The sequence below is a fragment of the Streptomyces sp. NPDC004435 genome (genome assembly GCF_042873895.1).
Taxonomy (GTDB): Bacteria; Actinomycetota; Actinomycetes; order Streptomycetales; family Streptomycetaceae; genus Streptomyces.
On record NZ_JBIAMB010000012.1, the window covers coordinates 1 to 24023 of the forward strand.

Consider the following 24023-nt stretch of genomic DNA (forward strand, 5'->3'; position numbering starts at 1 on the left):
TGCAGGGGGGACCCTGTGGGAGAGTAGGACGCCGCCGAACAATTATTGGCCTCAACCCCCGGACTCTGTCCGGGGGTTGAGGCATTTTTGCGTTCTGGGGCAGCTCTAGGCTGGGCTCATGCGCTATGACCTCGTCATCTTCGACAACGACGGTGTGCTCGTCGACAGTGAGCCGCTGTCCAATCGCCTGCTCGCCGGCTACCTCACCGAGCTCGGGCACCCCACCACATACGAGGACTCCCTCCGCGACTACATGGGGGCCGCCCTCCACCGGGTGCACGACCTCGTGCGGGAACGGACCGGGGAACGGCTGCCCGAGGACTTCGACGACGCCTTCCACGCACGGGTCTTCGCCGCTTTCCGGGAGGAACTGGAGCCGGTTGAAGGGGCGGTGGAGGTGCTCAAGCGGCTGGTGGCCGACGGGGTGCCGTACTGTGTGGCGTCCTCCGGGAGCCACGAGCGGATCCGGGTCGGCCACCGGAAGACCGGGCTCGACGCCTGGTTCCCCGAGGAGGTCGTCTTCAGCGCGGAGGACGTGGGGCGGGGGAAGCCGGCGCCGGACCTCTTCCTGCACGCGGCCGCTCGGATGGGCGTCCCGCCCGAGCGGTGTGTCGTCGTCGAGGACAGCCGGCTAGGCGTCCAGGCGGCCGTCGCGGCCGGGATGGACGTCTACGGGTTCACGGCGATGACGCCCGAGGACCGGCTCGCCGGCGCCCGCGGGTTCTTCTCCGGGATGGACGAACTGCCCGGCATTTTGGGTCTGTGATCCATCTACCCATCGGTAGGTGACGGGCCTACGCTGTGCCGCCATGACCGATGCGCGGCTGCGGCGGGGGCGGTCCTCCCTGGCCTTCAGTTTTCTCGTCCAAGGCGTGGCCTTCGCCCTGCTCGTGACCCGGATCCCCGGGATCCAGGACCGGTACGGGATCTCCGACGGGCTGCTGCCGCTCTTCCTGGCGGCCGTGCCGGTCCTCGCCGGCGTGGCCAGCGTCGCGACGGAGAAGCTCGTCACGCGGGTGCCGCCCTCGGTGGTTCTCCGGTGGTCGCAGCCCGTCGTCCTCCTGGCGCTCCTGGCCGTGGGGGCGGGGGAGGAGCTGTGGACGGCGGCCGTCGCGCTCGGGGTGTTCGGCCTCGCGGTCGGCGCGCTCGACGCGTCCATGAACATGCTCGGGGTGAGCCTCCAGCGGGCGTACGGGCGGAGCATCATGCTCGGCTTCCACGCCGCGTACAGCCTCGGCGGGATCGCCGGGGCCTCGCTGGCCTGGGTGGGGGCGCACTGGCAGCTGTCGCTGCTCTGGTCGTATCTGCCGGTGGTCGTGGTGCTGGCGCCGGCGGCGTTCCTCGGCAGCCGGTGGTACGTGGACGGCGGCCCGACGGGGCCGGGCGGCGAGGCGGCCACGAAGGGCGGCGCGCCGGTGTTCCGGCTGCTGCTGCCGCTGTGCCTGGTGATGACGTTCGCTTACATCGGGGACTCGACGGTCTCCAACTGGTCGGCGAAGTACCTCCAGGACGTGCTCGGAGGGTCGGAGGCGGCGGCGACCGTGCCGTACAACGCGTACATGGTGACGACGCTGCTCGGGCGGGCCGTCGGTGACCTCGGGGTGCGGCGCTTCGGGGCGGCGACGGTCGTGCGGGCCGGGGCGGTGCTCGCGGCCTGCGGGTTCGCGCTGGTGGCCGTGGCGCAGTCGGTGTGGGTGGGGGTCGCGGCCTTCACGGTGCTGGGGCTCGGGCTGAGCGTGATCGTGCCGCAGACCTTCGCGGCGGCCGGGCGGCTCTTCCCCGGGAACAGCGACGCCGCCGTCGCACGGCTCAACGTCTTCAACTACGTCGGCTTCCTCGTCGGCTCGCCGCTCGTGGGGGCGCTCGGGGACGCGTGGAGCTACCGCGGGGCCATGCTCGTGCCGATGGCGCTCGTGCTGGTGACGGTGGTGTACGCCACGTCGTTCGGTTCGCGCGAGGCCCGATACGGTGGCGGGCATGAGCGGCCGCGCACTGTTGATGTGGGATGAAGCTGTCACGGGGTACGACTTCGGGCCCCAGCACCCGATGGACCCGGTGCGGCTCGCGCTGACCATGGGGCTGGTCCGGGCCTTCGGGCTCGACCGGGCGGTGGACGTGGTCGCCGCCAAGCCCGCCGGGGAGTCGACGCTGCGGCTCGTGCACCGCGAGGACTACGTGGCCGCGGTGAAGGCGGCCTCGGCCGACCCGCGCCATGCCGACCAGGCGTACGGGCTCGGGACGGTCGACGACCCGGCGTTCGAGGGGATGCACGAGGCGTCCGCGCTGATCGCCGGGCAGTCGGTGGCGGCGGCGGAGGCCGTGTGGCGGGGCGAGGCCGAGCACGCCGTGAACTTCGCCGGCGGGCTGCACCACGCGATGCCGGGCGGCGCGGCCGGGTTCTGCATCTACAACGACGCCTCACTGGCGATCGCCCGGCTGCTCGAACTGGGCGTGGAGCGGATCGCGTACGTGGACGTCGACGTGCACCACGGCGACGGGGTGCAGGCGGCGTTCTGGGAGGACCCGCGGGTCCTGACCGTCTCGCTGCACGAGCACCCGCGGACGCTGTTCCCGCAGACCGGCTGGCCGGAGGAGACCGGGGCGTCCGGTCCCGGCGAGGGCGGCGCGGTGAACGTGGCACTGCCGGCCGGGACCGGCGACGAGGGCTGGCTGCGGGCCTTCCACGCCGTCGTGCCGGAGCTCCTCGCCGACTTCCGGCCGCAGGTGCTGGTGACCCAGCACGGGGCGGACACCCACTTCGACGACCCGCTGGCCCACCTGGCGGTGTCGCTGGACGCCCAGCGGGCCGTGCAGGAGGCGTGTCACGAGCTGGCGCACGCGTACGCGGACGGCCGCTGGGTGGCGCTGGGCGGCGGCGGATACGCCGTGGTGGACGTCGTACCGCGGTCCTGGACGCATCTGGTCGGGATCGCGGCGCACGCGCCCGTGGCGCCGGAGACGGTGATCCCGTCCTCGTGGCGGGACGAGGTGTACGCGCGGACGCGGCAGCTGGGGCCGGGGCGGATGACCGACGGGCGGTGGCCGGTGGACTTCCGTGAGTGGACCGCCGGTTACGACCCCGCCGACCGGCTCGACCAGGCCGTGCTCGCGACCCGGAAGGCGGCGTTCCCGCTGCGGGGCCTGCTCGCCTAGGTCGTCGGGTTACGCCAACTGTGCGGTAGGACAACGGTTCTGACGTTGCGGCAGCAGCGATCCGGCAGCATCGGGAGGGTGTTGAGTACCGGGGCGCTGCGGGCGCATCTGTTGGCGGCGGGGTTGGCGGGGACGGTGGCGACGTCGCGGGAGGAGAGCCTGCGGAGCTACCGGCTCTTCGCCGCGCGGGATCCGCGGGTGACACTGGGGCTCGTGCCGGCCGGAGGCTGGGACGAGGCCGAGCTGCTGCGCCTGATGGCCGAGAAGTGCGGGGTGTCGGGGGATCCGGCCCACCGCTCGGGGCCGGACGTGATCGATCCGGAGCGGACGCTGAGCGGGCTCGACGCCTTCGCCGGGCGGCTCGCCTCGGTGGCCGCGCGCCGGGCTCCGGTGCTGTTCGGAACGGGCCATCCGCATCGACTGCTCGGTTTCTACGCCGCTCTCGCAGACGCCTTGTCGGCGGCGGGATGTGATGTCCTCACCCCCGCGCTGGGGAGATGTGTCGACATAACGACCCGGTTCGGTCTACGCACGTACCTCCTCGACTACGTACACGGCGTCGCGTTCGTACGGGAGGCGGGACCGTCGGAGGGCGGGCGCGAGCCGGGGGCGCACTCGCACTCGGCGCTGCCCGTGCGGGCCGTGCTGGAGAGCGCGGCGGAGGCCGGCGGGCCGCTGCCCGAGCTGGTCGTGGGGGACCACGGCTGGGTCTGCGGTGCTGGTCAGCTGGGTATCGAGACGATCGGGGTGGCCGACACGGACGATCCGGCGCTGTTCGTGGGGGAGGCCGAGGGGCAGGTGGCGGTGGCCGTCCCGCTCGATGACGGGGTGCCCTCGGCGTACTACCGTCCCCTCACGCGCTATGTACTCAATCGAGCGTGTCTGTCACGGTAAACGGGCGATAGGGGCTCCTCTTCCCCACTCGTACCACCCGCCCCTAGTCTGATTCGTGAGCGTTCGACGACGAAGAGTCACCGGAGGGGAAGCCGGTGGGCGTCGCGGCGGAAGGTACAGGTGGGTCATGGCTGCTGGCGATCGGCCTCTCAACGAGGTCAAGTTCCTGACCGTGGCGGAAGTCGCCGCGGTGATGCGCGTTTCGAAGATGACCGTGTACCGCTTGGTGCACAGCGGTCATCTGCCGGCGATCCGGGTGGGCCGGTCCTTCCGGGTCCCGGAACAGGCGGTTCACGCGTACCTGAGGGAGTCGTACGTGGGGGTGGGGACCGCGTAGCGGGCGCGCGGTCGTCCTGCGGCCGAACGGCCGGTGAAGCCCGGTCCGGCCCTCGGATTACTCGTGCGGTGCCAGGGGCGGTAGGCTGACCCCTCGTAGGTCGTGTGGGCCCAGACGCCCCGCACCAGTGAGATGAAGTGAGCGAGGGTAGTCGTGGGCTCTGTTATCAAGAAGCGGCGCAAGCGGATGGCCAAGAAGAAGCACCGCAAGCTGCTCAAGCGCACGCGCGTTCAGCGTCGCAACAAGAAGTAAGAGCGGCGACCGCGCGAGCGGTCATCCGTGCGTGACCTGGCGTGGCCCCTCACCGGCATCGGTGAGGGGCCACGTCGTCATTGCGCCGCAATACGCAGGCGCTACGGTGGCGGCTACGGGAAGACGGACGGAAGTTCGGACGGAAGGCGCTGATCTTGGGCAAGGTCGTGCTCGTCACCGGTGCAGCCCGGCATCTGGGGGGCCGTTTCGTGCGGCGGATCCAGCGGGACCCGGAGGTGGAGCGGGTGGTGGCCGTGGACGTGGTCGAGCCCGGGCATCCCCTGGGGGCCGCCGAATTCGTCCGGGCGGACATCCGCAGACCGGCCATCGCCAAGGTGCTCGCGGAGCACGAGGTGGACACGGTGGTGCACCTCGACGTGACGGGGACGGCGCTGGGCGCGGGCGGCCGGACGGCGGTCAAGGAGACCAACGTCATCGGCACCATGCAGCTCCTCGGCGCCTGCCAGAAGTCGCCCCGGGTCGGCCGGCTGGTGGTGAAGTCCAGCACGACCGTGTACGGCTCCGCGCCGCGCGATCCGGCGGTCTTCACCGAGACGACCCCGGCGAAGTCGCTGCCGAGCGGCGGGTTCGCGAAGGACGCGGTCGAGGTCGAGGGGTACGTACGGGGCTTCGCCCGGCGGCGGCCGGACGTGGCGGTGTGCGTGCTGCGGTTCGCGAACATCCTGGGGCCCCGGGTGCAGTCCCCGCTGACCGAGTACCTGTCGCTGCCCGTGATGCCGACCGTCCTGGGGTACGACCCGCGGCTGCAGTTCGTCCACGAGGACGACGTGATCGACGTGCTGCGGCTGGTGGCGCACGAGCCGCGCCGGGCGTCGCTGAACAGCGGGACCTTCAACGTGGCGGGCGACGGGGTGCTGCTGCTGTCGCAGTGCGCGCGGCGGCTCGGGCGGCCCACGGTGCCGCTGCTGCTGCCCGCGGTGACCTGGGTGGGATCCGCGCTGCGGACGGTCGGGCTGACCGACTTCGCGCCCGAGCAGATCCGGCTCCTCACCCATGGGCGGGTCGTGTCGACCACGCAGCTGCGGGAGGTGCTGGGCTTCCGGCCGCGGTACACGACGGCGGAGGCGTTCGCGGACTTCGCGGCGAGCCGGGGGCCGGGGCTGCTGCCGCCGGCGGCGCTCGCGGGGGCGGTGGACCGGCTGGCAGGCCGGGTCGCCCCGGAGACGTATCCGATTCCTTCCCACGACGGATCCTGAGGAGCGGCGACAGCGATGGCGGACGCCAAGGTGATTCCCTTCGACGACGACCGGTCGCGGGCCCGGCGCAGGCCGGCCCGGGCCGAGGAGCCGTCCGAGGCCGGTACGGGTACGGCGGCGGTGCGGGCACTGCCGGGTGCGCGGGAGGTGCCGGACGAGGCCGCTGTCGCGCCTGAGACCCCTGAGGCCGCTGAGGCCGCCGCGGGCCCGGTGAGCGGGGGCGGGGGCGTGGCGTCGGGGCGGGCCGACTGGGAGCGGCGGCTCGCGGGCGGGCTGGCGTTCCTGCGGCGCCGGGTGACGGGCGAGTACGAGGTCGACGAGTTCGGCTACGACGCCGAGCTGACCGACCAGGTGCTGATGTCGCTGCTGCGCCCGCTGTACGAGAAGTACTTCCGGGTGGAGGTGAAGGGCGTCGAGAACATCCCGGAGAAGGGCGGGGCGCTGATCGTCGCGAACCACTCCGGGACGCTGCCGCTGGACGGGCTGATGATGCAGGTCGCGGTGCACGACCGGCATCCGGCGGGCCGGCATCTGCGGCTGCTCGCCGCGGATCTGGTCTTCGTGCTGCCGGTCGTCAACGAGCTGGCGCGGAAGGCGGGGCACACGCTGGCGTGCGCGGAGGACGCGGAGCGGCTGCTGCGGGCCGGCGAGGTCGTCGGGGTGATGCCGGAGGGCTTCAAGGGGATCGGGAAGCCGTTCTCGGAGCGGTACAAGCTTCAGCGGTTCGGGCGGGGCGGGTTCGTCTCGACGGCGCTGCGGGCGGGGGTGCCGATCGTGCCGTGCTCGATCGTGGGCGCCGAGGAGATCTACCCGATGATCGGGAACGCGAAGACGCTGGCGCGGTTGCTCGGGCTGCCGTACGTGCCGCTCACGCCGACCTTCCCGTGGCTGGGGCCGCTGGGGATGCTGCCGCTGCCGACGAAGTGGACGATCCAGTTCGGCGAGCCGATCCCGACGGACTCGTATCCGCCGGAGGCGGCGGAGGATCCGATGCTGATGTTCAACCTGACGGATCAGGTCAGGGAACAGATCCAGCACACGCTGTACAAGCTGCTGGTTCAGCGGAGGTCGGTCTTCTTCTAGGTGCCGGGTCTGCTCCGGGCTCCTGTGGTCGTCCGGGCATGGAAGAAGGGGCGCCCCCCGTCCGTGGGGGCGCCCCTTCTCCTTGTCAGCGAGCGTCCTCGCTGTCGATGCCGAGACCTGGAAGGAGGCCCGGCAGGAGTGGCGGGATGGTGACGTCGGGGGGTGTCGGGGTGGGGTGACTCTCCTCGGGAGTGGGTGCCGTGTCCGCGGGGGTGGTCGGGAGGAGGCCGCCGGTGTTGCCACCGAGGAGTCCGTCGTCCTCGGGGGAGGTGGTGCCCGTCTCGGCGCCCGGGCTCGGGGTGGTGCCGGTGCCGGTGGTGGGGTCGCCTCCCTGCCCGGTGCCCTGGGTGGTGCCGGAGGGCCGGGGGGTGGTGGTGGCCGGTTGGCCGCCCTGGGTGGGGGCGTCCTGGGTGGCCGGGGGCTGCTGGGTGTCGGTGCCCTGATGGCTCTGCCGGGCCGTGGGGCTGCTGCTGGAGCCGCCGGGGTCGACCGCGCCCGTCTGGGGGGTGCGGGGCAGCATCGACTGGAGCGGCTCGACCTCCTGGTCTATGGCGTCGAAGACGCCGCTGACCTCTTGGCCGACGTCGGTGAGCTGGACGGGGAGACGGTCGCGGAGGCCGTTCCAGGTGTCCCGGTGGCCCTGGGCGAAGGAGTTCAGCCGGGCCATCGGGGCGATCTCGCCGTCCCGGTCGTACGCCTGGCGGAGCAGCCGGTGCCCTTCCTCGGCGTCGTGCTTCATGCCGCCGAGGGCGCGCCGGATCTCGCTCAGGGACTCGTGGTCGAGGTCGCCGGCGCGGGCGCGCTCCATGAGCCGGCGGGCCTCGCTGAGCCGGGTGGACGCCTGGTCGAGGTAGATGCCCCCGCGGTCGGCGTCGTCGTCGGCCATGCCGAGCTTGAGGTCCTCCATGCCCCGCTTGAGTCCGTAGAGCGAGTCACCGGGGAGGGCGTCGGAGCTGGCGGCGGCGACGCCGCCGAAGGCTCCGGCCGCCACACCGACGGTGAGGCCGCCCGCCGCGAGCCCCTTGGTCCAGCGGGAGCGGGGGCGGAGCTTTCTCAGCGGGGAGGCCCGGTGGGCGCCCCTGGTGGTCCGCTGCTCCGGGACGGTGGGGCCCCCGGCGGCCGTCCCCTGGGCGAACATCGCCTCCATGGCGGCGACGAGCTGGGCTCGCTGCACCACCTTGACCTCGGGGTCGAGCTCTGGTTTCGGCAGTTCGCCGAGACCGCTCGCCAAGGCCAACAGCCGTCCCTGGTCGCCCGTGTCGGCCGGGGCGTCGGGCCGGTCGGCCGCCTCGCCCTCGGGCGCCCGGTCCTCCAGGGCCTGGGCGAAGGCGTTCGCCCGCCGGTGCACGTTCGCGATCACTGGCGGCACCTCCTCTCGTCATGACGGTCGACTCCCCAAGGGGTCCGGAAGGTTGCCCTCCTTGAGCAGATCCACACGAACGAGTGAGGATCTGCGGGCAGGGCGTGACCACAGGGAGCCTGCATTTCGCACAACGAGCGGCGCGGCACTTGGGTTACGCGCGAAGGATGATCGGACCAGTGCGTCATCGAAGCGTCACCGACTGTGATGTGGGACGGGCAGTGGTGGCGTGGGGGGATGTGTACGGGTGAGGGGGTCAAGAGGCTTCACGGGGTGGGGACGGGGACGGTGGGGACGGGGAGGGGTGGCGGCGGTCGGCGGCCCGGGTCAGCGGGCGTCTTCGGGCAGGAGTCGGGCCAGGGTGCGGACGGCCCGGTACTGGAGGGTCTTGATGGCGCCCTCGTTCTTCCCCATGACCCGCGCGGTCTCGGCGACCGAGAGGCCCTGGAGGAAGCGGAGGGTCACGCACTCCTGCTGCTGGGGGTTGAGACGGCGGACGGCGTCGAGGAGCGCGGCGTTGGAGAGGGACTCCAGGACGGAGTCCTCCGGGCTGCGCTCGACCTCGTTGGCGTCGAGCATCTCGCCGGTGGTGACCTCCAGCCGGAAGCGGCTGGACTTGAAGTGGTCGGCGACCAGGTTGCGGGCGATGGTGACGAGCCAGGCGCCGAAGTCGCGGCCCTGCCAGGTGAACGTGGAGATCCGGCGCAGGGCGCGCAGGAACGTCTCGCTGGTGAGGTCCTCCGCCGTCGCCTTCCCGCCGACGCGGTAGTAGATGTAGCGGTAGACGGTGTCGCTGTACTGGTCGTACAGCCTGCCGAACGCGTCGGCCTCGCCGGCCTGGGCGCGTTCGACCAGATCCATCATGCGGGCGCTGTCGCTGTCCGCGGTGGGGCGTCGGGCGGTGGCCGGGCTTCCGGCCCCGCCGCGCGCGCTCCGTCTGCCGACGGCGGCACCGCCGTCGGCGAGGGCATAGCAAGGACCGGCCGGTGCCGGTGCGGCGAAGGCGAAGGCGGGCGCAGGACCGACGTACGCGGTGGGGACGAAGCCACGCAAGTGGTCGAGGACCGTTGCGCGCAGCGTAGCCAGGCCCGAGGCGTCAACCCCGACGTGTGGGTACACGGGACTCCCAGAGGCAGAGCTTCCATCACGTGCAGTGCGGAGCCGTTCACTCGTCGTGGCGACGGGAGGGTTCCGCTGTGCGTCTGAGGAGAATAACGCTTCGTACAGGCAGCGCTACACCCAGTTGCCTAAATCATCGATTACGTCGCTTCAGTTATAGGTTGCCGCCGCATCAAGTAGCACTTGGTGACCGGTTATTGATCGAGTGGCTTCCGAGTGTGACTGCGTCGGCGTTGCGTTGTGCTCATGTGCGGTAGGGGAGAGTGAGGCGGGCCGCTCGTGGGTAAGGGCGCGGGAATGCCCGGGAGTCGAGGGGTGTGCGGCTGTTCGAGCACGGACGGGTGAGCCCCTCTGGTCCGTGGTTGTCGCAGATGATCGCAGCCGAAACGTATCGGCACGGGCCTGGCGCACCGGAGGCGCAGGGGAGTTCGGTTCCGCGGGCGGGGTTCCGCGGGGCCGGGGGCCGGGGCGTGGCGCCTCGGGCCCGGGGTCAGCGGCGGCGGCGGTGGAGGGCGACCGCGGCGGCGGTGCCGCCGGCGACGGCGCCGAGTCCCGCGGCGGCCGGGATGCCGATCTTCGCCGCCTTGCGGCCGGTCCGGTAGTCGCGCAGCCGCCATTCGCGGTCCCTGGCGTGCTTGCGCAGCTTGGTGTCCGGGTTGACCGCGTACGGGTGCCCGACGAGCGAGAGCATCGGGATGTCGTTGTGCGAGTCGCTGTACGCGGCGCAGCGGGCGAGGTCCAGGCCCTCGGCGGCGGCCAGGGCCCGTACCGCCTCCGCCTTGGCCGGGCCGTGCAGGAGCTCGCCGACGAGCCGGCCCGTGTAGACGCCGTCCACCGACTCGGCGACCGTGCCGAGGGCGCCGGTGAGGCCGAGGCGGCGGGCGATGATCGTGGCCGTCTCGACCGGGGCGGCCGTCACCAGCCAGACCTTCTGGCCCGCGTCGAGGTGGGCCTGGGCCAGGGCGCGGGTGCCCGGCCAGATCCGGTCGGCCATGTACTCGTCGTAGATCTCCTCGCCGATCGACATCAGTTCGGAGACGCGGTGGCCCTTGACGATGGAGAGCGCGCTGTCGCGGGCCTCCTGCATGTGCTCGGGGTCCTCGACGCCGGCCAGCCGGAACCAGACCTGCGCCCAGGCAAAGCGGGCGAGTTCGCGGCGCTGGAAGAACTTCCGCTTGTACAGGCCGCGGCCGAAGTGGAAGATCGCGGCGCCCTGCATCACGGTGTTGTCGAGGTCGAAGAAGGCGGCGGCCCGTACATCGCCGACGACCGGGAACTCGGGCTCCTCCGGAGCGGTTTCCGAGGCCGCCTCGATGGCGGCGGCCTCCTCCTCCCGCTCCTGTTCCAGCTGGAGCGAGGTCTTGCGGGCCGCCTCCGCGGCGGCCTCGCCTGCCAGGACGCTGCGCGCGGTGGCGGAGCGCCTACGGGGGGTGAGCCATCCCAGAGCGGCCATGTCTGGAGCATAGCCAGTCTGTTCGGTACTTCCCGACTTGTGGGGATGCCGTCGTGTGAACAGTGCGGGTCACCGCCGTGACGGGGCGGGACAATGGACGGCATGTTCGGACGTGCCAAGAAGAAGGACGCGGCGAAGGACCCGGCCGCGCGGACCGTGACGCTGATCGGGAAGCCGGGGTGTCATCTCTGCGACGACGCCCGGGCGGTGATCGAGGCGGTGTGCGCCGAGACCGGGGCGCGCTGGGAGGAGCGGGACATCCTCCAGGACGAGGCGCTGTACAAGGAGTACTGGGAGCAGATTCCCGTCGTCCTGGTGGACGGGGAGCAGCACACCTTCTGGCGGGTGGACGCGGAGCGGCTCCGGCGCGAACTGGGTGTGTGACCGAAAGCCGGTTACCATCATGGACGTTTTGTTGGCATTCGGGGGCCACGTCGTGAGGAGTGTGTGCGGCTTTGCCCCCTTCGGCTTCTCCACGCGTCGCGGCGTGCGACGGTTCCACGGCGGCGAGAACCGGTCGCGTGACCCCGGTCACTTTGGCCGGACAAAACGGACACCATCTTTGTGCACGCGTTCACAAAGACATAGCCTGCATTCGACGGGGCGGTCTTGGGACATATGGCCGCCTGCAGCCCCGCTCATCCCGCAGGAGCACCGTGGCAACTGGCCGAACTCACCGACCGGCGACCCGTAGCCGAGGAATTCCCGAGGCCACCGTCGCCCGCCTTCCGCTGTATCTGCGCGCCCTGACCGCGCTGTCGGAGCGCTCCGTACCCACGGTCTCCTCCGAGGAGCTCGCGGCCGCGGCCGGAGTCAACTCCGCGAAGCTGCGCAAGGACTTCAGCTACCTCGGCTCGTACGGCACCCGCGGTGTCGGCTACGACGTCGAGTACCTCGTCTACCAGATCTCGCGCGAGCTCGGCCTGACCCAGGACTGGCCCGTCGTGATCGTCGGCATCGGTAACCTCGGAGCCGCGCTCGCCGGCTACGGCGGCTTCGCCTCCCGGGGCTTCCGCGTCGCCGCGCTGATCGACGCCGACCCCGCGATGACCGGCAAGCCGGTCGCCGGGATCCCCGTCCAGCACAGCGACGACCTGGAGAAGATCATCGCCGAGGACGGCGTCTCCATCGGCGTCATCGCGACCCCGGCGGGCGTCGCCCAGGCGGTCTGCGACCGCCTCGTCGCCGCCGGCGTCACCTCCATCCTCAACTTCGCCCCGACCGTGCTCTCCGTGCCCGACGGCGTCGACGTGCGCAAGGTGGACCTCTCCATCGAGCTGCAGATCCTCGCCTTCCACGAGCAGCGGAAGGCCGGCGAGGAGCCGGGCGAGGAGTCCGCCCCGCAGGCCGCCGCGCCCGCGGCGCCGCCGGCCGCGACCCGTACCACCGCCGCGAGCGGCCGCAAGGGACCCGACGGGGACGCCCCCGCGGTGATGCCGGCATGAGCCTCCTCGTCGTCGGCCTGAGCCACCGCAGCGCTCCCGTCTCCATCCTGGAGCGGGCCTCGCTGGCCCCGGACACCCAGGCCAAGCTGCTCCAGGACACCCTCGCCGCCGAGCCGGCCGCCGAGGCCACCGTCCTCGCCACCTGCAACCGCATCGAGCTGTACGCCGACGTGGACAAGTTCCACGCGGGCGTCGCCGAGCTCTCCACGCTCCTCGCCCAGCACAGCGGCGTCGGCCTGGAGGAGCTCACCCCGTACCTCTACGTCCACTACGAGGACCGGGCCGTCCACCACCTCTTCTCGGTGGCCTGCGGCCTCGACTCCATGGTCGTCGGCGAGGGCCAGATCCTCGGCCAGATCAAGGACGCCCTCGCCCTCGGCCAGGAGCTGCACACCGCGGGACGGCTCCTCAACGACCTCTTCCAGCAGGCCCTGCGGGTCGGCAAGCGCGCCCACAGCGAGACCGGCATCGACCGGGCCGGGCAGTCGCTCGTCACCTTCGGCCTGGAGCAGCTGGCCCAGGGCGCCGACGTCGAGAACTGGGCGCGGGGCAAGCGCGCCCTCGTCATCGGCGCCGGCTCCATGTCCTCGCTGGCCGCCGCGACGCTCGCCCGCGCCGGCGTCGCCGAGATCGTCATCGCCAACCGCACCCTCGCCCGCGCCGAGCGGCTCGCCGAGATCCTCGCCGAGCCCGGAGGTACGGGCGTGACCGCGCGCGCGGCCGAGATGGTTGCCGTCGGCGACGAACTGGACCGGGCGGACGTCGTCGTCTCCTGCACCGGCGCCACCGGCATCGTCCTCTCCGGCGACGCGGTCGAGGCCGCCGCCGGCGGCCGCGACGAGACCCTCCACCTGCTCGACCTCGCCATGCCCCGCGACATCGACGCCGCCGCCCACCGGATCCCCGGTGTCCGGCTCGTCGACATCGAGTCCCTGGCCGACGCCTCCGCCGACGCCCCCATGGCCTCCGACGTCGACCAGGTCCGCTCCATCGTCGCCGACGAGGTCGCCGCCTTCGGCGCCGCCCAGCGCGCCGCCCACATCACCCCGACCGTGGTCGCCCTGCGCACCATGGCCGCCGACGTGGTGGCCAGCGAGGTCGCCCGCCTGGAAGGCCGCCTCCCCGGCCTCGACGACAAGCAGCGCGCCGAGATCACCCAGACCGTGCGCCGCGTCGTCGACAAGCTCCTGCACGCGCCGACCGTGCGGGTCAAGCAGCTCGCCAGCGAGCCCGGCGGCGCCGGGTACGCGGACGCGCTGCGGACACTCTTCGACCTCGACCCGGAGACGGTCGCTTCCGTCTCCCGGGCCGACCTGAATGACGCCGACGTCAAGAACCGAGGGCGAGTATGACCGAGAGGGCACTGAGGCTCGGGACCAGGCGCAGCAAGCTCGCCATGGCCCAGTCCGGGCACGTGGCCGACGCGGTCCGGCAGCTGACCGGCCGGCCCGTCGAGCTCGTGGAGATCACCACGTACGGGGACACCTCCCGCGAGCACCTCGCGCAGATCGGCGGCACCGGCGTCTTCGTCGCCGCCCTGCGCGACGCGCTGCTCGACGGCGAGGTCGACTTCGCCGTCCACTCCCTGAAGGACCTGCCGACCGCCCAGCACCCCGAGCTGGTGCTGGCCGCGATCCCGCGGCGCGAGGACCCGCGCGACGTCCTCATCGCGGGCGACGGCCTCTCGCTCGACCGGCTGCCCGCGGGCGCCCGCGTCGGGACCGGCTCGCCGCGCCGCATGGCCCAGCTGCACGCGTACGCCCGCAGCCACGGCCTCGACCTCACCTGCGTCCCGATCCGCGGCAACGTCGACACTCGCGTCGGCTACGTCCGCAAGGGCGAGCTGGACGCCGTCGTCCTCGCCGCGGCCGGACTCAACCGCATCGGCGGCACCGAGGAACTCCTCGGCGGCCTGTCGGCCCAGCACCTCTCGGTCGACTCCGTGCTGCCCGCCCCCGGCCAGGGAGCCCTGGCCGTCGAATGCCCGGCGTCGAACTCCGACCTCGTCGCCGCGCTCTCCGCCCTCGACGACCCGCTCACGCGGGCCGCCGTGACCGCAGAGCGATCCCTGCTCGCCGCCCTGGAGGCCGGCTGCAGCGCACCCGTGGGAGCGCTGGCCGACATCCTCGCCGACGGCCCCGGTCACGGGCAGGTTGTCACCGAAATGCGCCTGCGCGGCGTCGTCGGCACCACCGACGGCTCGACGCTGGTGCAGCTGTCCACCACCGGTCCCGTCCCCACCTCGCACGACGAGGCGGCGGCGCTCGGACGCGAACTCGCGGCCGAGATGCTCGCCAAGGGTGCGGCCGGTCTTATGGGGGAGCGAGCACTTTGAGCCCCACCAGCCCGACCACCAGTCCCGTGTCCCCCGTCTTCGCGGGCCACGGCCACGTCACCTTCCTCGGCGCAGGCCCAGGCGACCCCGGACTCCTGACCCTCCGGGCCGTCGAGGCCCTGGCAGGAGCGGACGTCCTGATCGCCGAGCCGGAGGTCCTCGAAGTCGTCCGCGGCCATGCGCGCGCGGGCGTGAGCACGCCTGAGCTGACGGTTGTTGACGAGGCGTCAACAGCCGCCGGTGTCCCCGTGTTGAGGGATGCGGCCAATCTTGTCATGGAGGCCGCGCGCGGCGGCAGGCGGGTCGTCCGTGCGGTGACCGGCGACCCCGGTCTCGACGGGAACGCGGGCGCCGAGATGCTCGCCTGCGCCGCCGAGGGCATCCCCTTCGAGGTCGTCCCCGGCGTCGCGACCGCGGTCGGCGTCCCCGCGTACGCCGGTGTGCCGCTGCGCGACGCGCAGGGCACCGACGTCCGCTTCGTCGACGCCCGGACCGCCGACGACCGCTGCTGGGCCGAGGTCGGCGCCTCCGACGGCACCGTCGTCGTCTCCACCTCCCTCGACGCGGTCGCCGCGGCCGCCGGTGAGCTGGTGGCCGCGGGCCGCAAGCCGGACACCCCGCTCACCGTCACCATCGCCGGTACGACGACCCGCCAGCGGACCTGGAGCGCGACCCTCGGGACGATCGCCCAGGTCTTCAAGCAGGGCAAGGTGCTCCCCTCGCCCGAGGGCCACCGGCCGGTGATAGCCGTGGTCGGCGAGCGCAGCGCCCCGGCACAGCGCGATCAGCTCTCGTGGTTCGAGTCCAAGCCGCTCTTCGGCTGGCGGGTGCTCGTGCCGCGCACCAAGGAGCAGGCCGCGTCGCTCTCCGACCAGCTGCGCTCGTACGGCGCCGTGCCGCACGAGGTGCCGACCATCGCGGTCGAGCCGCCGCGCACCCCGCAGCAGATGGAGCGGGCCGTGAAGGGGCTCGTCACCGGACGGTACGAGTGGATCGCCTTCACCTCGGTTAACGCGGTGAAGGCCGTGCGGGAGAAGTTCGAGGAGTACGGGCTCGACGCCCGCGCCTTCGCCGGCATCAAGGTCGCGGCGGTGGGCGAGCAGACGGCCGCCGCGCTCGTCGACTTCGGTGTGAAGCCGGACCTCGTGCCGAGCGGCGAGCAGTCCGCGGCGGGTCTCCTGGAGGACTGGCCGCCGTACGACCCCGTCTTCGACCCGATCGACCGCGTCTTCCTGCCGCGCGCCGACATCGCGACCGAGACGCTGGTCGCCGGGCTGATCGAGCTCGGCTGGGAGGTCGACGACGTCACGGCCTACCGGACCGTGCGCGCGTCGCCGCCGCCGGCGGACACGCGCGAGGCGATCAAGGGCGGCGGTTTCGACGCGGTGCTCTTCACCTCGTCGTCGACCGTGCGGAACCTGGTCGGCATCGCCGGCAAGCCGCACAACGTGACCGTCATCGCCTGTATCGGCCCCGCCACCGCCAAGACGGCGGAGGAGCACGGTCTGCGGGTCGACGTGCTGTCGCCCGAGCCGTCCGTGCACAAGCTGGCCGAGGCGCTGGCGGAGTTCGGCCTGCGGCGCCGGGCAGCGGCCCTGGAGGCGGGCGACCCGGTCACGCGGCCGAGCGAGCGGCGTCCGGGGGCGCGGAGGCGGCGGACCACGTAGGGCGTGGGCCCCGTGGGGTCGGAATTGTGGCGCGGGTCCTCTTCGGAGGGCCCGCGCCTTCGCGTTGCGGGCGAGGGGGCGGGTGGCCGGCGGGGACGGGGTGTGGGTTTGGGGGGGGCGAGGGGGCGGGTGGCCGGCGGGAACGGGGGGTCGGTATGGGGGGCACGGGGCCGGTGGTCGGCGGGGACGAGGTGTCGGTATGGGGGGCGCGGGGGCGGGCGGCGGCAACAGGGTGTCGGTAAGTGGGGCGCGGGGGCGGGCGTAGATTCGGGGGATGAACTCGTATGGAAGCTTTCCCGGGGCCCGGCCGCGCCGGCTGCGGACGACGCCCGCCATGCGGCGGATGGTGGCCGAGACCCGCCTCGACCCGGCCGATCTGATCCTGCCCGCGTTCGTGCGCGAGGGCGTCAGCGAGCCCGTGCCGATCGGCGCGATGCCCGGCGTCGTCCAGCACACCCGGGACAGCCTGCGGAAGGCCGCGGTGGAGGCCCTGGAGGCGGGCGTCTCCGGGATCATGCTCTTCGGCGTGCCGGAGGACGCCAAGAAGGACGCGCTCGGTACGGCGGGCACGGATCCGGACGGGATCCTCCAGGTCGCCATCAGGGACGTGCGGGCCGAGGTCGGCGACGAGCTCGTGATCATGTCGGACCTCTGCCTCGACGAGTACACCGACCACGGCCACTGCGGCGTCCTCGCCGAGGACGGCCGGGTCGACAACGACGCCACCCTGGAGCGGTACGCGGAGATGGCGCAGGTCCAGGCCGACGCCGGCGTCCACGTCGTCGGACCCTCCGGGATGATGGACGGCCAGGTCGGGGTGGTCCGCGACGCGCTGGACACCATCGGCAAGGAGGACGTGTCGATCCTCGCGTACACCGCGAAGTACTCCTCCGCCTTCTACGGCCCGTTCCGCGAGGCCGTCGGCTCGTCCCTCACCGGCGACCGCAAGACCTACCAGCAGGACCCCGCCAACCTCCGCGAGTCGATGCGCGAGCTGGCGCTGGACCTGGAGGAGGGCGCGGACATGGTGATGGTGAAGCCGGCCGGCCCCTACCTGGACGTGCTCGCGAAGGTCGCCGAGTCCGTGGACGTGCCCGTCGCCGCGTACCAGATCAGCGGCGAGTACGCGATGGTCGAGGCCGCGGCCGAGAAGGGCTGGATCGACCGCGACAAGGCGATCCTGGAGACCCTCACCGGCATCCGCCGCGCCGGCGCCCAGATGATCCTCACCTACTGGGCCACCGAGGTGGCGCAGAAGCTCGGGTCGGCTCGCCGCTGACCGGCGGGCGGCGCACCCTGGAGAGGTACCCGACAGGTACCTCCCGGAGGTGGTCCTCATGATGAACACGCTCGTCGGCTGGCATGTCGACATGGAGTTCAAGGAGGAGGGGGACCGGACGCGGGCGGCGGCCATGGTCCGGCTCTCGGACGGCTCCGAGTTCCGGGCCCACGGCACCGCCCACCGCCACCCCTCCGATCCGGAACAGCTGCGGGTCGGCGAGGAGATCGCCGGGGCCCGCGCCCTGATGGACCTGGCCTCGCAGCTGCTCCAGAAGGCGCACGCGGAGATCGACGAGGCGTCCGGGCGGACGTCGTACCCGATCAACCGGTAGCGCGTGGCGGGTCCGGGCCTCAGTACTGGAGGGCGTCCTCCAGCTCCCGCTGCCAGTACGAGACGGCGGCGCCGTCATCCACGTACGTGCCCTTCGGCGCCGTCACCGTCTCCATGCTGTCCGCGGTCAGGTTCACCTTGATCGTGCGGACGGTCATGCCGTGGGTGTCCCCGCCCGGCTCCCCGGTGAGGATCAGGGACGCGTAGGCCGACTCCCCGGGCAGCAGGGTCACCACGGCCTGCGGCTTGCTCTCCTCCACGATCCTGATCGGCGCCTGGCTCCCGTCGAAACCGACCAGGGGCGCGCCCATCGCGTCGCAGCGCCCGCCGCCGGTGTTCGTGATCGTCAGCGCCAGGTGGTTGATCGGGCGGGTGACCTTGCTCGCCACGACCTTCACGTCCGAGGCGGTGCAGGGGCGGCTGGCCGGGGCGTCGTCGCCGTCGGCCGGGGGGCGGGGCTTCGCCGTGGTGGTGGGTGTGGAGGGGGCGGGCTTCCCGGGGGTCGTGGTCCGGGTCGGCTCGGGGGTCGGGGTGGGCGTCTGGGAGGGGGCTCCGGTGGGGTTTCCGCCGGTCGGGGGCGGGGTCGGCTCGGCGGTCGTCGGCGTCGCCGCCGGCGCCGTGGTGCTGTGCTGCGGCTTCTCCGGGGACTTGGCCGTCGGTTCCTGGTCGGTGGACTGGCAGGCGGTGAGGGCGAGCGCCGCGGCCAGTGCGGCGGCGGGCAGGGCGAGGCGGCGGACGGACGTGCGCATGGTGGTTCCCCCGTGAGCGAGTCGGATGGGTCGGATGGGTCGGGCGGGCGGGCCGGGCGGGCCGGTCAGCGGCCGTCGAGCAGGGTGATCACGATCGCGGTGCAGACGATCAGCACCGTCAGTGCCAGGGCGTCGGTGACGCGGCTGTTCGGCATGGCTCCATGCTGCGAGCCGGTGTGACCCGGTGTCGACCGGCGCGGGACAATGAGGAACGCTGGAACGCTTCCACCCCCGGTGACCTGGGGAGACGTACCTCGCCCGGAACGCGTTCCTGGGACGCCGACAGTGACGGGGGAGCGACGGATGGACACCGGGGACCGGCTCGCGGGGCTGCTCAAGGAGCTCAAGGAGCGGTCGGGGCTGAGCTACGGCGCCCTCGCCAAACGCCTCCACGTCAGCACCTCCACCCTCCACCGGTACTGCAACGGCGACGCCGTCCCGACCGACTTCGCGCCCGTGGAACGGCTCGGCCGGCTCTGCGGAGCCTCACGGGAGGAACTCGTCGCCCTCCACCGCGCCTGGATCGTCGCGGACGAGACCCGGGGGCGGAGCGGTGAGCCGGCGGAGCGGGGTGGGGGAGAGCACGTCCCCGGCGAGGCTGTGGGGGGAGGTGAGGCTGCCGTGGTGGGTGAAGTCCCTGCGGCCGCCGTGGTGGATGAAGCCCCTGCGGTCGCCGCGGTCGGTGAGCCCGCTGAGGCCGTAGAGGCAGGTGAAGCCGCTGGGGCCGTCGAGGTCGACGCGCACGCCGAGCACGTCGTCGTGGTGACGGCGGGGACTTCGAGGACTTCGAGGGAGCTCGCGCCGCGCTCCCGCGTGCGGCTGAAGAGCGCCCTCGCGGCCGTGGCCGTCGTCGCCCTCGCCGTACCGGCGGCCTTCCTCGTGTCGCGGGACGGGGAGAAGGAGCCGCGCGCGGGCTCCGCCGCGCCCTCCGCGCCCGCTCCGCTGAACGCCGGCATCAGCTCGTACAACTGGGCCGAGCCCTGCGGCCAGTACTACGTCCTCGACCAGAAGCCGGAGCACGTGCCTCCGCCGCCTCCGCCGCAGGACACCCGCGGATGGGCCCGCGCGCTCGGCGGGACCGACGGCGGGCACATGCAGCTCCAGGTCACCGTCACCGGACGCACCCGGGAACCGGTCGTCCTGTCACGGCTCCACGTCCGGGTCGTCGACCGCGACGAGCCGGCCGAGCAGGCCGTGTACTCCATGGGCGACGGCTGCGGCAGCGGGATCACCCCGCAGACCTTCGCCGTCGACCTGGACACGCCCCGGCCGTACGTGAAGCCGATCGCCGGACAGGACGGGGACCTGGTGGTGCCCGCGAAGGACTTCCCCTACCAGGTCGCCACCGGGAACGCGCAGGTCCTCAACCTGGACGTGCACACCGAGGAGCACGCCGTCGCCTGGTACCTGGAGCTGGACTGGAGCACCGGTGACAGGAAGGGGACGGTACGGATCGACGACGGCGGACAGCCCTTCCGCACCACCGCGATCGAGGGCCGTACGGTCTACGGCTACTGGCCCGACAAGGGCGAGTGGGTCGCACAGCGGTGACCCACCCGCCCCGGCGGCGTCAGAGGCGCTCGGGCGTCCGGATGCCGAGCAGCGCCATGCCCTGGCGGAGCGTGCGGGCCGTCAGGTCGCAGAGGAAGAGGCGGTTCTCCACCTGCGCCGGGGTGTCCGCCTTGAGCACGGGGCACTCCGAGTAGAACGTCGTGTACAGCGAGGCCAGCTGGTACAGGTAAGAGGCCAGCTTGTGCGGGGCGTACTCCGCGGCGGTCTCCTCGATCGCCTCGCCGAAGCCGTCGACGTGCAGACCGAGGGCCCGCTCCGACGCGGCCAGCTCCAGCTCCGGGTGGGCCACCGGCTTCGCGTCCCCGGCCTTCCGCAGGATCGACTGGATACGGGCGTACGCGTACTGGAGGTATACCGACGTGTCGCCGTTGAGCGACACCATCTGGTCCAGGTCGAACTTGTAGTCACGGGCCGCCGAGGTCGACAGGTCCGCGTACTTCACCGCGCCGATGCCCACCTGGGCACCCCGCTCGGTGATCTCGTCCTCGGTGAGGTCCTGGGCCTTCTCGCGGACCACGGCCGAGGCCCGGTCGATCGCCTCGTCCAGCAGGTCCACCAGCCGGACCGTCTCGCCCTCACGGGTCTTGAACGGCTTGCCGTCCTTGCCGAGGACCGTGCCGAAGGCCAGCTGGACGGCCTTCACGTCGTCGTTCAGCCAGCCGGCCCGCCGGGCCGTCTCGAAGATCATCTTGAAGTGCAGCGACTGGCGGGCGTCCACCACGTACAGCAGCGTCGTCGCCTTCAGGCCCTGCACCCGGTCGCGGATCGCGGACAGGTCCGTCGCCGCGTAGCCGAAACCGCCGTCGGACTTCTGGACGATCAGCGGGACCGGGTTGCCGTCCGGGCCCTTGATGTCGTCGAAGAACACGCACAGCGCACCCTCGGAGCGGACCGCGACGCCCGACTCCTCCAGCAGCCGGCAGGTCTCCTGCAGCATGGCGTTGTAGCCGGACTCACCGACGATGTCGGGGTCGCGGACGTCCATGCCGAGCTTGTCGAAGACCGAGTAGAAGTAGATCTTCGACTCGTCGACGAACCGCTGCCACAGGGCGAGCGTCTCCTCCTCGCCGGCCTGGAGGTTCACCACGCGGGCGCGTGCCCGGGTCTTGAACTCCTCGTCGGCGTCGAACAGCGCGCGGGACGCCTTGTACAGCCGGTTCAGGTTCGACATGGCCTCCTCGCCGGAGACCTCCGCGTCCTCGCTCTTGTGGTCCAGCTCGTGCGGGTGCTCGATCAGGTACTGGATGAGCATGCCGAACTGGGTGCCCCAGTCGCCGATGTGGTGGCGCCGGATCACGGTCTCTCCCGTGAACTCCAGGATCTCCACCATCGCCGCGCCGATCACCGCCGAGCGGAGGTGGCCGACGTGCATCTCCTTCGCCACGTTCGGCTGCGCGTAGTCGACGACCGTCGTGCCCGCCGCCTCGTTCAGCGGCACGCCCAGGCGCGCGTCGGCGGCGCGAGCCGCCAGCGTCTCGACGATCGCCGCGTCCGACACGGTGATGTTCAGGAAGCCGGGGCCCGAGACCTCGATCTCCTTCAGCACGTCGTTCGCCGGGATCGACTCGACGACCTTCGTCGCCAGCTCACGCGGATTGCCCTTGAGCCGCTTGGCCAGGGCCAGGATGCCGTTGGCCTGGAAGTCGGCCCGGTCGCTTCGTCGCAGCAGCGGGTCGGCGGAACCGGCCTCCGGCAGGGCTGCCGAGAGACCTTCCGCGAGGCGCTGCTGCACGGTCGAAGCGAGGGAAGGGACCGAGGCCATGAGCTTCCGTTCCTGTTGTGTGGTGTCCGGGTTTCCCGGTGGTCTATATCGCTGGTCAAGTGTCCCATGGGCGGGCAAGGTGTTTTCCCCGCCCGTCCACGACTGTGGACAACCCCGACGAGCGGAATCACGCCTGTGGACAACCCCCGAGCCCCCGGTTCCGTCTGGGACAATGACTGACGTAGGGCCTTGAAGGCTCCGAGGGACTTCCCGCAAGGATCTGGAAAGAAGGACGTACCGACCGTGGCTCAGAGCAGCACCGAGACCGACTGGGTCTCCCGTTTCGCGGACGAGGTCATCACCGAGTCGGAGCGACGTGCGCCTGGCAAACCGGTCGTCGTCGCCTCCGGCCTGTCCCCCTCCGGCCCCATCCACCTCGGCAACCTCCGCGAGGTCATGACCCCGCACCTGGTCGCCGACGAGATCCGCCGCCGCGGGTACACCGTCCGCCACCTCATCTCGTGGGACGACTACGACCGCTACCGCAAGGTGCCGGGCGGCATCGAGGGCATCGACGAGTCCTGGGCCGAGCACATCGGCAAGCCCCTGACCTCCGTCCCCGCCCCCGCCGGCTCGCCCCACGCCAACTGGGCCGAGCACTTCAAGGCCGCCATGGTCGAGGCACTGGCGGAGCTCGGCGTCGAGTACGACCCGATCAGCCAGACCGAGCAGTACACCTCCGGCGTCTACCGCGAGCAGATCCTGCACGCCATGCGCCGCCGAGGCGACATCGACGCCATCCTCGACCAGTACCGGACGAAGAAGGCCCCCAAGAAGCAGTCCCAGAAGCCGGTCGACGAGGCCGAGCTGGAGGCCGCCGAGGGCTCCGGCGCGGCCGCCGAGGACGACGGCTCCGGCGGCGGCGCCGGCTACTTCCCGTACAAGCCCTACTGCGGGCAGTGCGAGAAGGACCTCACCACCGTCACCGCCTACGACGACGACACCACCGAGCTCGCCTACACCTGCACCTCCTGCGGCTTCGCCGAGACCGTGAAGCTCAGCGAGTTCAACCGCGGCAAGCTCGTGTGGAAGGTCGACTGGCCCATGCGCTGGGCCTACGAGGGCGTCATCTTCGAGCCCTCCGGCGTCGACCACTCCTCGCCCGGCTCCTCCTTCCAGGTCGGCGGCCAGATCGTCACCCTCTTCGACGGTGTCCAGCCCATCGGCCCCATGTACGCCTTCGTCGGCATCAGCGGCATGGCCAAGATGTCCTCCTCCAAGGGCGGCGTGCCCACCGCCGCCGACGCCCTGGAGATCATGGAGCCGCAGCTGCTCCGCTGGCTCTACGCCCGCCGCAAGCCCAACCAGTCCTTCAAGATCGCCTTCGACCAGGAGATCCAGCGGCTCTACGACGAGTGGGACAAGCTGGAGGCCAAGGTCGCCGACGGCACCGTGCTGCCCGCCGACGCCGCCGCCCACACGCGTGCCGCCCGCACCGCGGCCGGCGAGCTGCCGCGCACCCCGCGCCCGCTCCCGTACCGCACGCTCGCCTCGGTCGCCGACATCACGGCCGGCCACGACGAGCAGACCCTCCGGATCCTCACCGACCTCGACCCGGAGTCCCCGGTCACCTCGCTCGACGAGGTCCGGCCGCGCCTCGACCGCGCCGAGAACTGGATCACCACCCAGGTCCCGGCCGACCAGCGCACCATCGTCCGCGAGGAGCCCGACACCGAGCTCCTCGGCTCCCTGGACGACGAGGGCCGCGAGTCCCTGCGCCTCCTCCTGGAGGGCCTGGACAGCCACTGGTCCCTCGACGGCCTGACCACGCTCGTCTACGGCGTCCCGAAGGTCATGGCCGGCCTCACCCCCGAGGCCAAGCCCACCCCGGAGCTGAAGGTCGCCCAGCGCGCCTTCTTCGCCCTCCTCTACAAGCTCCTCGTGAGCCGCGAGACCGGCCCCCGCCTCCCCACCCTCCTCCTCGCCGTCGGCGCGGACCGGGTGCGGAAGCTGCTCGGCGCCTGACCCGGCGAAGCCGAAGGGCCGCCCCCGTGATCGGGGGCGGCCCTTCGG

Annotated in this window: 22 protein-coding genes; 17 read left to right on the forward strand and 5 right to left on the reverse strand. The window is 72.2% G+C overall.

All coding sequences use genetic code 11. The features are described from left to right. Positions 1 to 118: 118 nt before the first annotated feature. From ACFYT9_RS21970 to ACFYT9_RS22005, 8 genes are all read left to right on the forward strand, one after another. Positions 119 to 766: an HAD family hydrolase gene (locus ACFYT9_RS21970; RefSeq protein ID WP_389166345.1), complete on the forward strand. Its 648-nt coding sequence runs from the start codon at positions 119 to 121 to the stop codon at positions 764 to 766. 43 nt (positions 767 to 809) lie between these two features. Beyond that, complete coding sequence (locus ACFYT9_RS21975) at positions 810 to 2009, forward strand: MFS transporter (RefSeq protein ID WP_389166347.1); 1200 nt, start codon at positions 810 to 812, stop codon at positions 2007 to 2009. Beyond that, entirely contained in the window at positions 1978 to 3153 is a 1176-nt protein-coding gene (locus ACFYT9_RS21980) for an acetoin utilization protein AcuC (protein WP_376604576.1), read from the forward strand. Before ACFYT9_RS21975 ends, ACFYT9_RS21980 begins: the two co-directional genes overlap by 32 nt. 78 nt (positions 3154 to 3231) lie before the next feature. Further along, positions 3232 to 4047, forward strand: a complete 816-nt coding sequence (locus ACFYT9_RS21985) for a phosphatase (protein WP_389166744.1) — start codon at positions 3232 to 3234, stop codon at positions 4045 to 4047. A gap of 127 nt (positions 4048 to 4174) precedes the next feature. Further along, positions 4175 to 4384: a helix-turn-helix domain-containing protein gene (locus ACFYT9_RS21990; protein WP_030495139.1), complete on the forward strand. Its 210-nt coding sequence runs from the start codon at positions 4175 to 4177 to the stop codon at positions 4382 to 4384. A 153-nt stretch (positions 4385 to 4537) separates the two neighbouring features. After that, positions 4538 to 4636, forward strand: coding sequence for a 30S ribosomal protein bS22 (locus ACFYT9_RS21995; RefSeq protein ID WP_003948845.1), 99 nt, complete (start codon positions 4538 to 4540; stop codon positions 4634 to 4636). A 155-nt stretch (positions 4637 to 4791) separates the two neighbouring features. Further along, positions 4792 to 5853: an NAD-dependent epimerase/dehydratase family protein gene (locus ACFYT9_RS22000; RefSeq protein WP_387273331.1), complete on the forward strand. Its 1062-nt coding sequence runs from the start codon at positions 4792 to 4794 to the stop codon at positions 5851 to 5853. Between the two features lie 15 nt (positions 5854 to 5868). Further along, the gene (locus ACFYT9_RS22005; protein ID WP_389166351.1) at positions 5869 to 6936 is read left to right on the forward strand and encodes a lysophospholipid acyltransferase family protein; all 1068 of its coding nucleotides are present in this window, start codon (positions 5869 to 5871) and stop codon (positions 6934 to 6936) included. An 85-nt stretch (positions 6937 to 7021) separates the two neighbouring features. Here ACFYT9_RS22005 and ACFYT9_RS22010 read toward each other — a convergent pair whose 3' ends face one another. From ACFYT9_RS22010 to ACFYT9_RS22020, 3 genes are all read right to left on the reverse strand, one after another. Then, a complete protein-coding gene (locus ACFYT9_RS22010; RefSeq protein WP_389166354.1) occupies positions 7022 to 8296 on the reverse strand; it encodes a DUF5667 domain-containing protein in 1275 nt (424 codons plus the stop codon). Between the two features lie 327 nt (positions 8297 to 8623). Then, entirely contained in the window at positions 8624 to 9415 is a 792-nt protein-coding gene (locus ACFYT9_RS22015) for an ECF subfamily RNA polymerase sigma factor, BldN family (protein WP_360312957.1), read from the reverse strand. Between the two features lie 490 nt (positions 9416 to 9905). Continuing rightward, positions 9906 to 10868: an HAD family hydrolase gene (locus tag ACFYT9_RS22020; RefSeq protein WP_376602434.1), complete on the reverse strand. Its 963-nt coding sequence runs from the start codon at positions 10866 to 10868 to the stop codon at positions 9906 to 9908. Positions 10869 to 10961: 93 nt separating this feature from the next. Between ACFYT9_RS22020 and ACFYT9_RS22025 the strand changes: the two genes are divergently transcribed. The 7 genes from ACFYT9_RS22025 (at position 10962) to ACFYT9_RS22055 (ending at position 17928) form a co-directional block, all read left to right on the forward strand. Next, the gene (locus ACFYT9_RS22025; protein WP_250730475.1) at positions 10962 to 11252 is read left to right on the forward strand and encodes a glutaredoxin family protein; all 291 of its coding nucleotides are present in this window, start codon (positions 10962 to 10964) and stop codon (positions 11250 to 11252) included. Between the two features lie 272 nt (positions 11253 to 11524). Then, on the forward strand, positions 11525 to 12313 hold the full coding sequence (locus ACFYT9_RS22030; RefSeq protein ID WP_376602433.1) for a redox-sensing transcriptional repressor Rex: 789 nt from the start codon (positions 11525 to 11527) through the stop codon (positions 12311 to 12313). After that, entirely contained in the window at positions 12310 to 13665 is a 1356-nt protein-coding gene (locus tag ACFYT9_RS22035; RefSeq protein WP_389166359.1) for a glutamyl-tRNA reductase, read from the forward strand. Before ACFYT9_RS22030 ends, ACFYT9_RS22035 begins: the two co-directional genes overlap by 4 nt. After that, entirely contained in the window at positions 13662 to 14648 is a 987-nt protein-coding gene (gene hemC / locus ACFYT9_RS22040; protein ID WP_389166362.1) for a hydroxymethylbilane synthase, read from the forward strand. The genes ACFYT9_RS22035 and hemC overlap by 4 nt, the downstream gene beginning before the upstream one ends. After that, positions 14645 to 16315 carry a uroporphyrinogen-III synthase gene (locus ACFYT9_RS22045; protein ID WP_376602430.1) on the forward strand — a complete coding sequence of 557 codons (1671 nt, stop codon included), beginning with the start codon at positions 14645 to 14647 and terminating at the stop codon, positions 16313 to 16315. Before hemC ends, ACFYT9_RS22045 begins: the two co-directional genes overlap by 4 nt. Before the next feature lie 274 nt (positions 16316 to 16589). Further along, entirely contained in the window at positions 16590 to 17594 is a 1005-nt protein-coding gene (gene hemB, locus ACFYT9_RS22050) for a porphobilinogen synthase (protein ID WP_387273339.1), read from the forward strand. 61 nt (positions 17595 to 17655) lie between these two features. After that, complete coding sequence (locus tag ACFYT9_RS22055) at positions 17656 to 17928, forward strand: DUF1876 domain-containing protein (protein WP_376601965.1); 273 nt, start codon at positions 17656 to 17658, stop codon at positions 17926 to 17928. 19 nt (positions 17929 to 17947) lie between these two features. On the opposite strand, the gene ACFYT9_RS22060 is transcribed toward ACFYT9_RS22055, so the two are convergent. Beyond that, positions 17948 to 18676, reverse strand: coding sequence for a DUF4232 domain-containing protein (locus ACFYT9_RS22060; RefSeq protein ID WP_389166365.1), 729 nt, complete (start codon positions 18674 to 18676; stop codon positions 17948 to 17950). A gap of 303 nt (positions 18677 to 18979) precedes the next feature. Between ACFYT9_RS22060 and ACFYT9_RS22065 the strand changes: the two genes are divergently transcribed. Next, a complete protein-coding gene (locus tag ACFYT9_RS22065) occupies positions 18980 to 20227 on the forward strand; it encodes a helix-turn-helix domain-containing protein (RefSeq protein ID WP_389166368.1) in 1248 nt (415 codons plus the stop codon). A 19-nt stretch (positions 20228 to 20246) separates the two neighbouring features. Here ACFYT9_RS22065 and argS read toward each other — a convergent pair whose 3' ends face one another. Beyond that, on the reverse strand, positions 20247 to 22010 hold the full coding sequence (gene argS, locus ACFYT9_RS22070; protein ID WP_387273343.1) for an arginine--tRNA ligase: 1764 nt from the start codon (positions 22008 to 22010) through the stop codon (positions 20247 to 20249). A gap of 243 nt (positions 22011 to 22253) precedes the next feature. Here argS and lysS point away from each other — a divergent pair, with 243 nt between their 5' ends. After that, complete coding sequence (gene lysS, locus ACFYT9_RS22075; RefSeq protein WP_387273345.1) at positions 22254 to 23975, forward strand: lysine--tRNA ligase; 1722 nt, start codon at positions 22254 to 22256, stop codon at positions 23973 to 23975. Positions 23976 to 24023 lie beyond the last annotated feature (48 nt).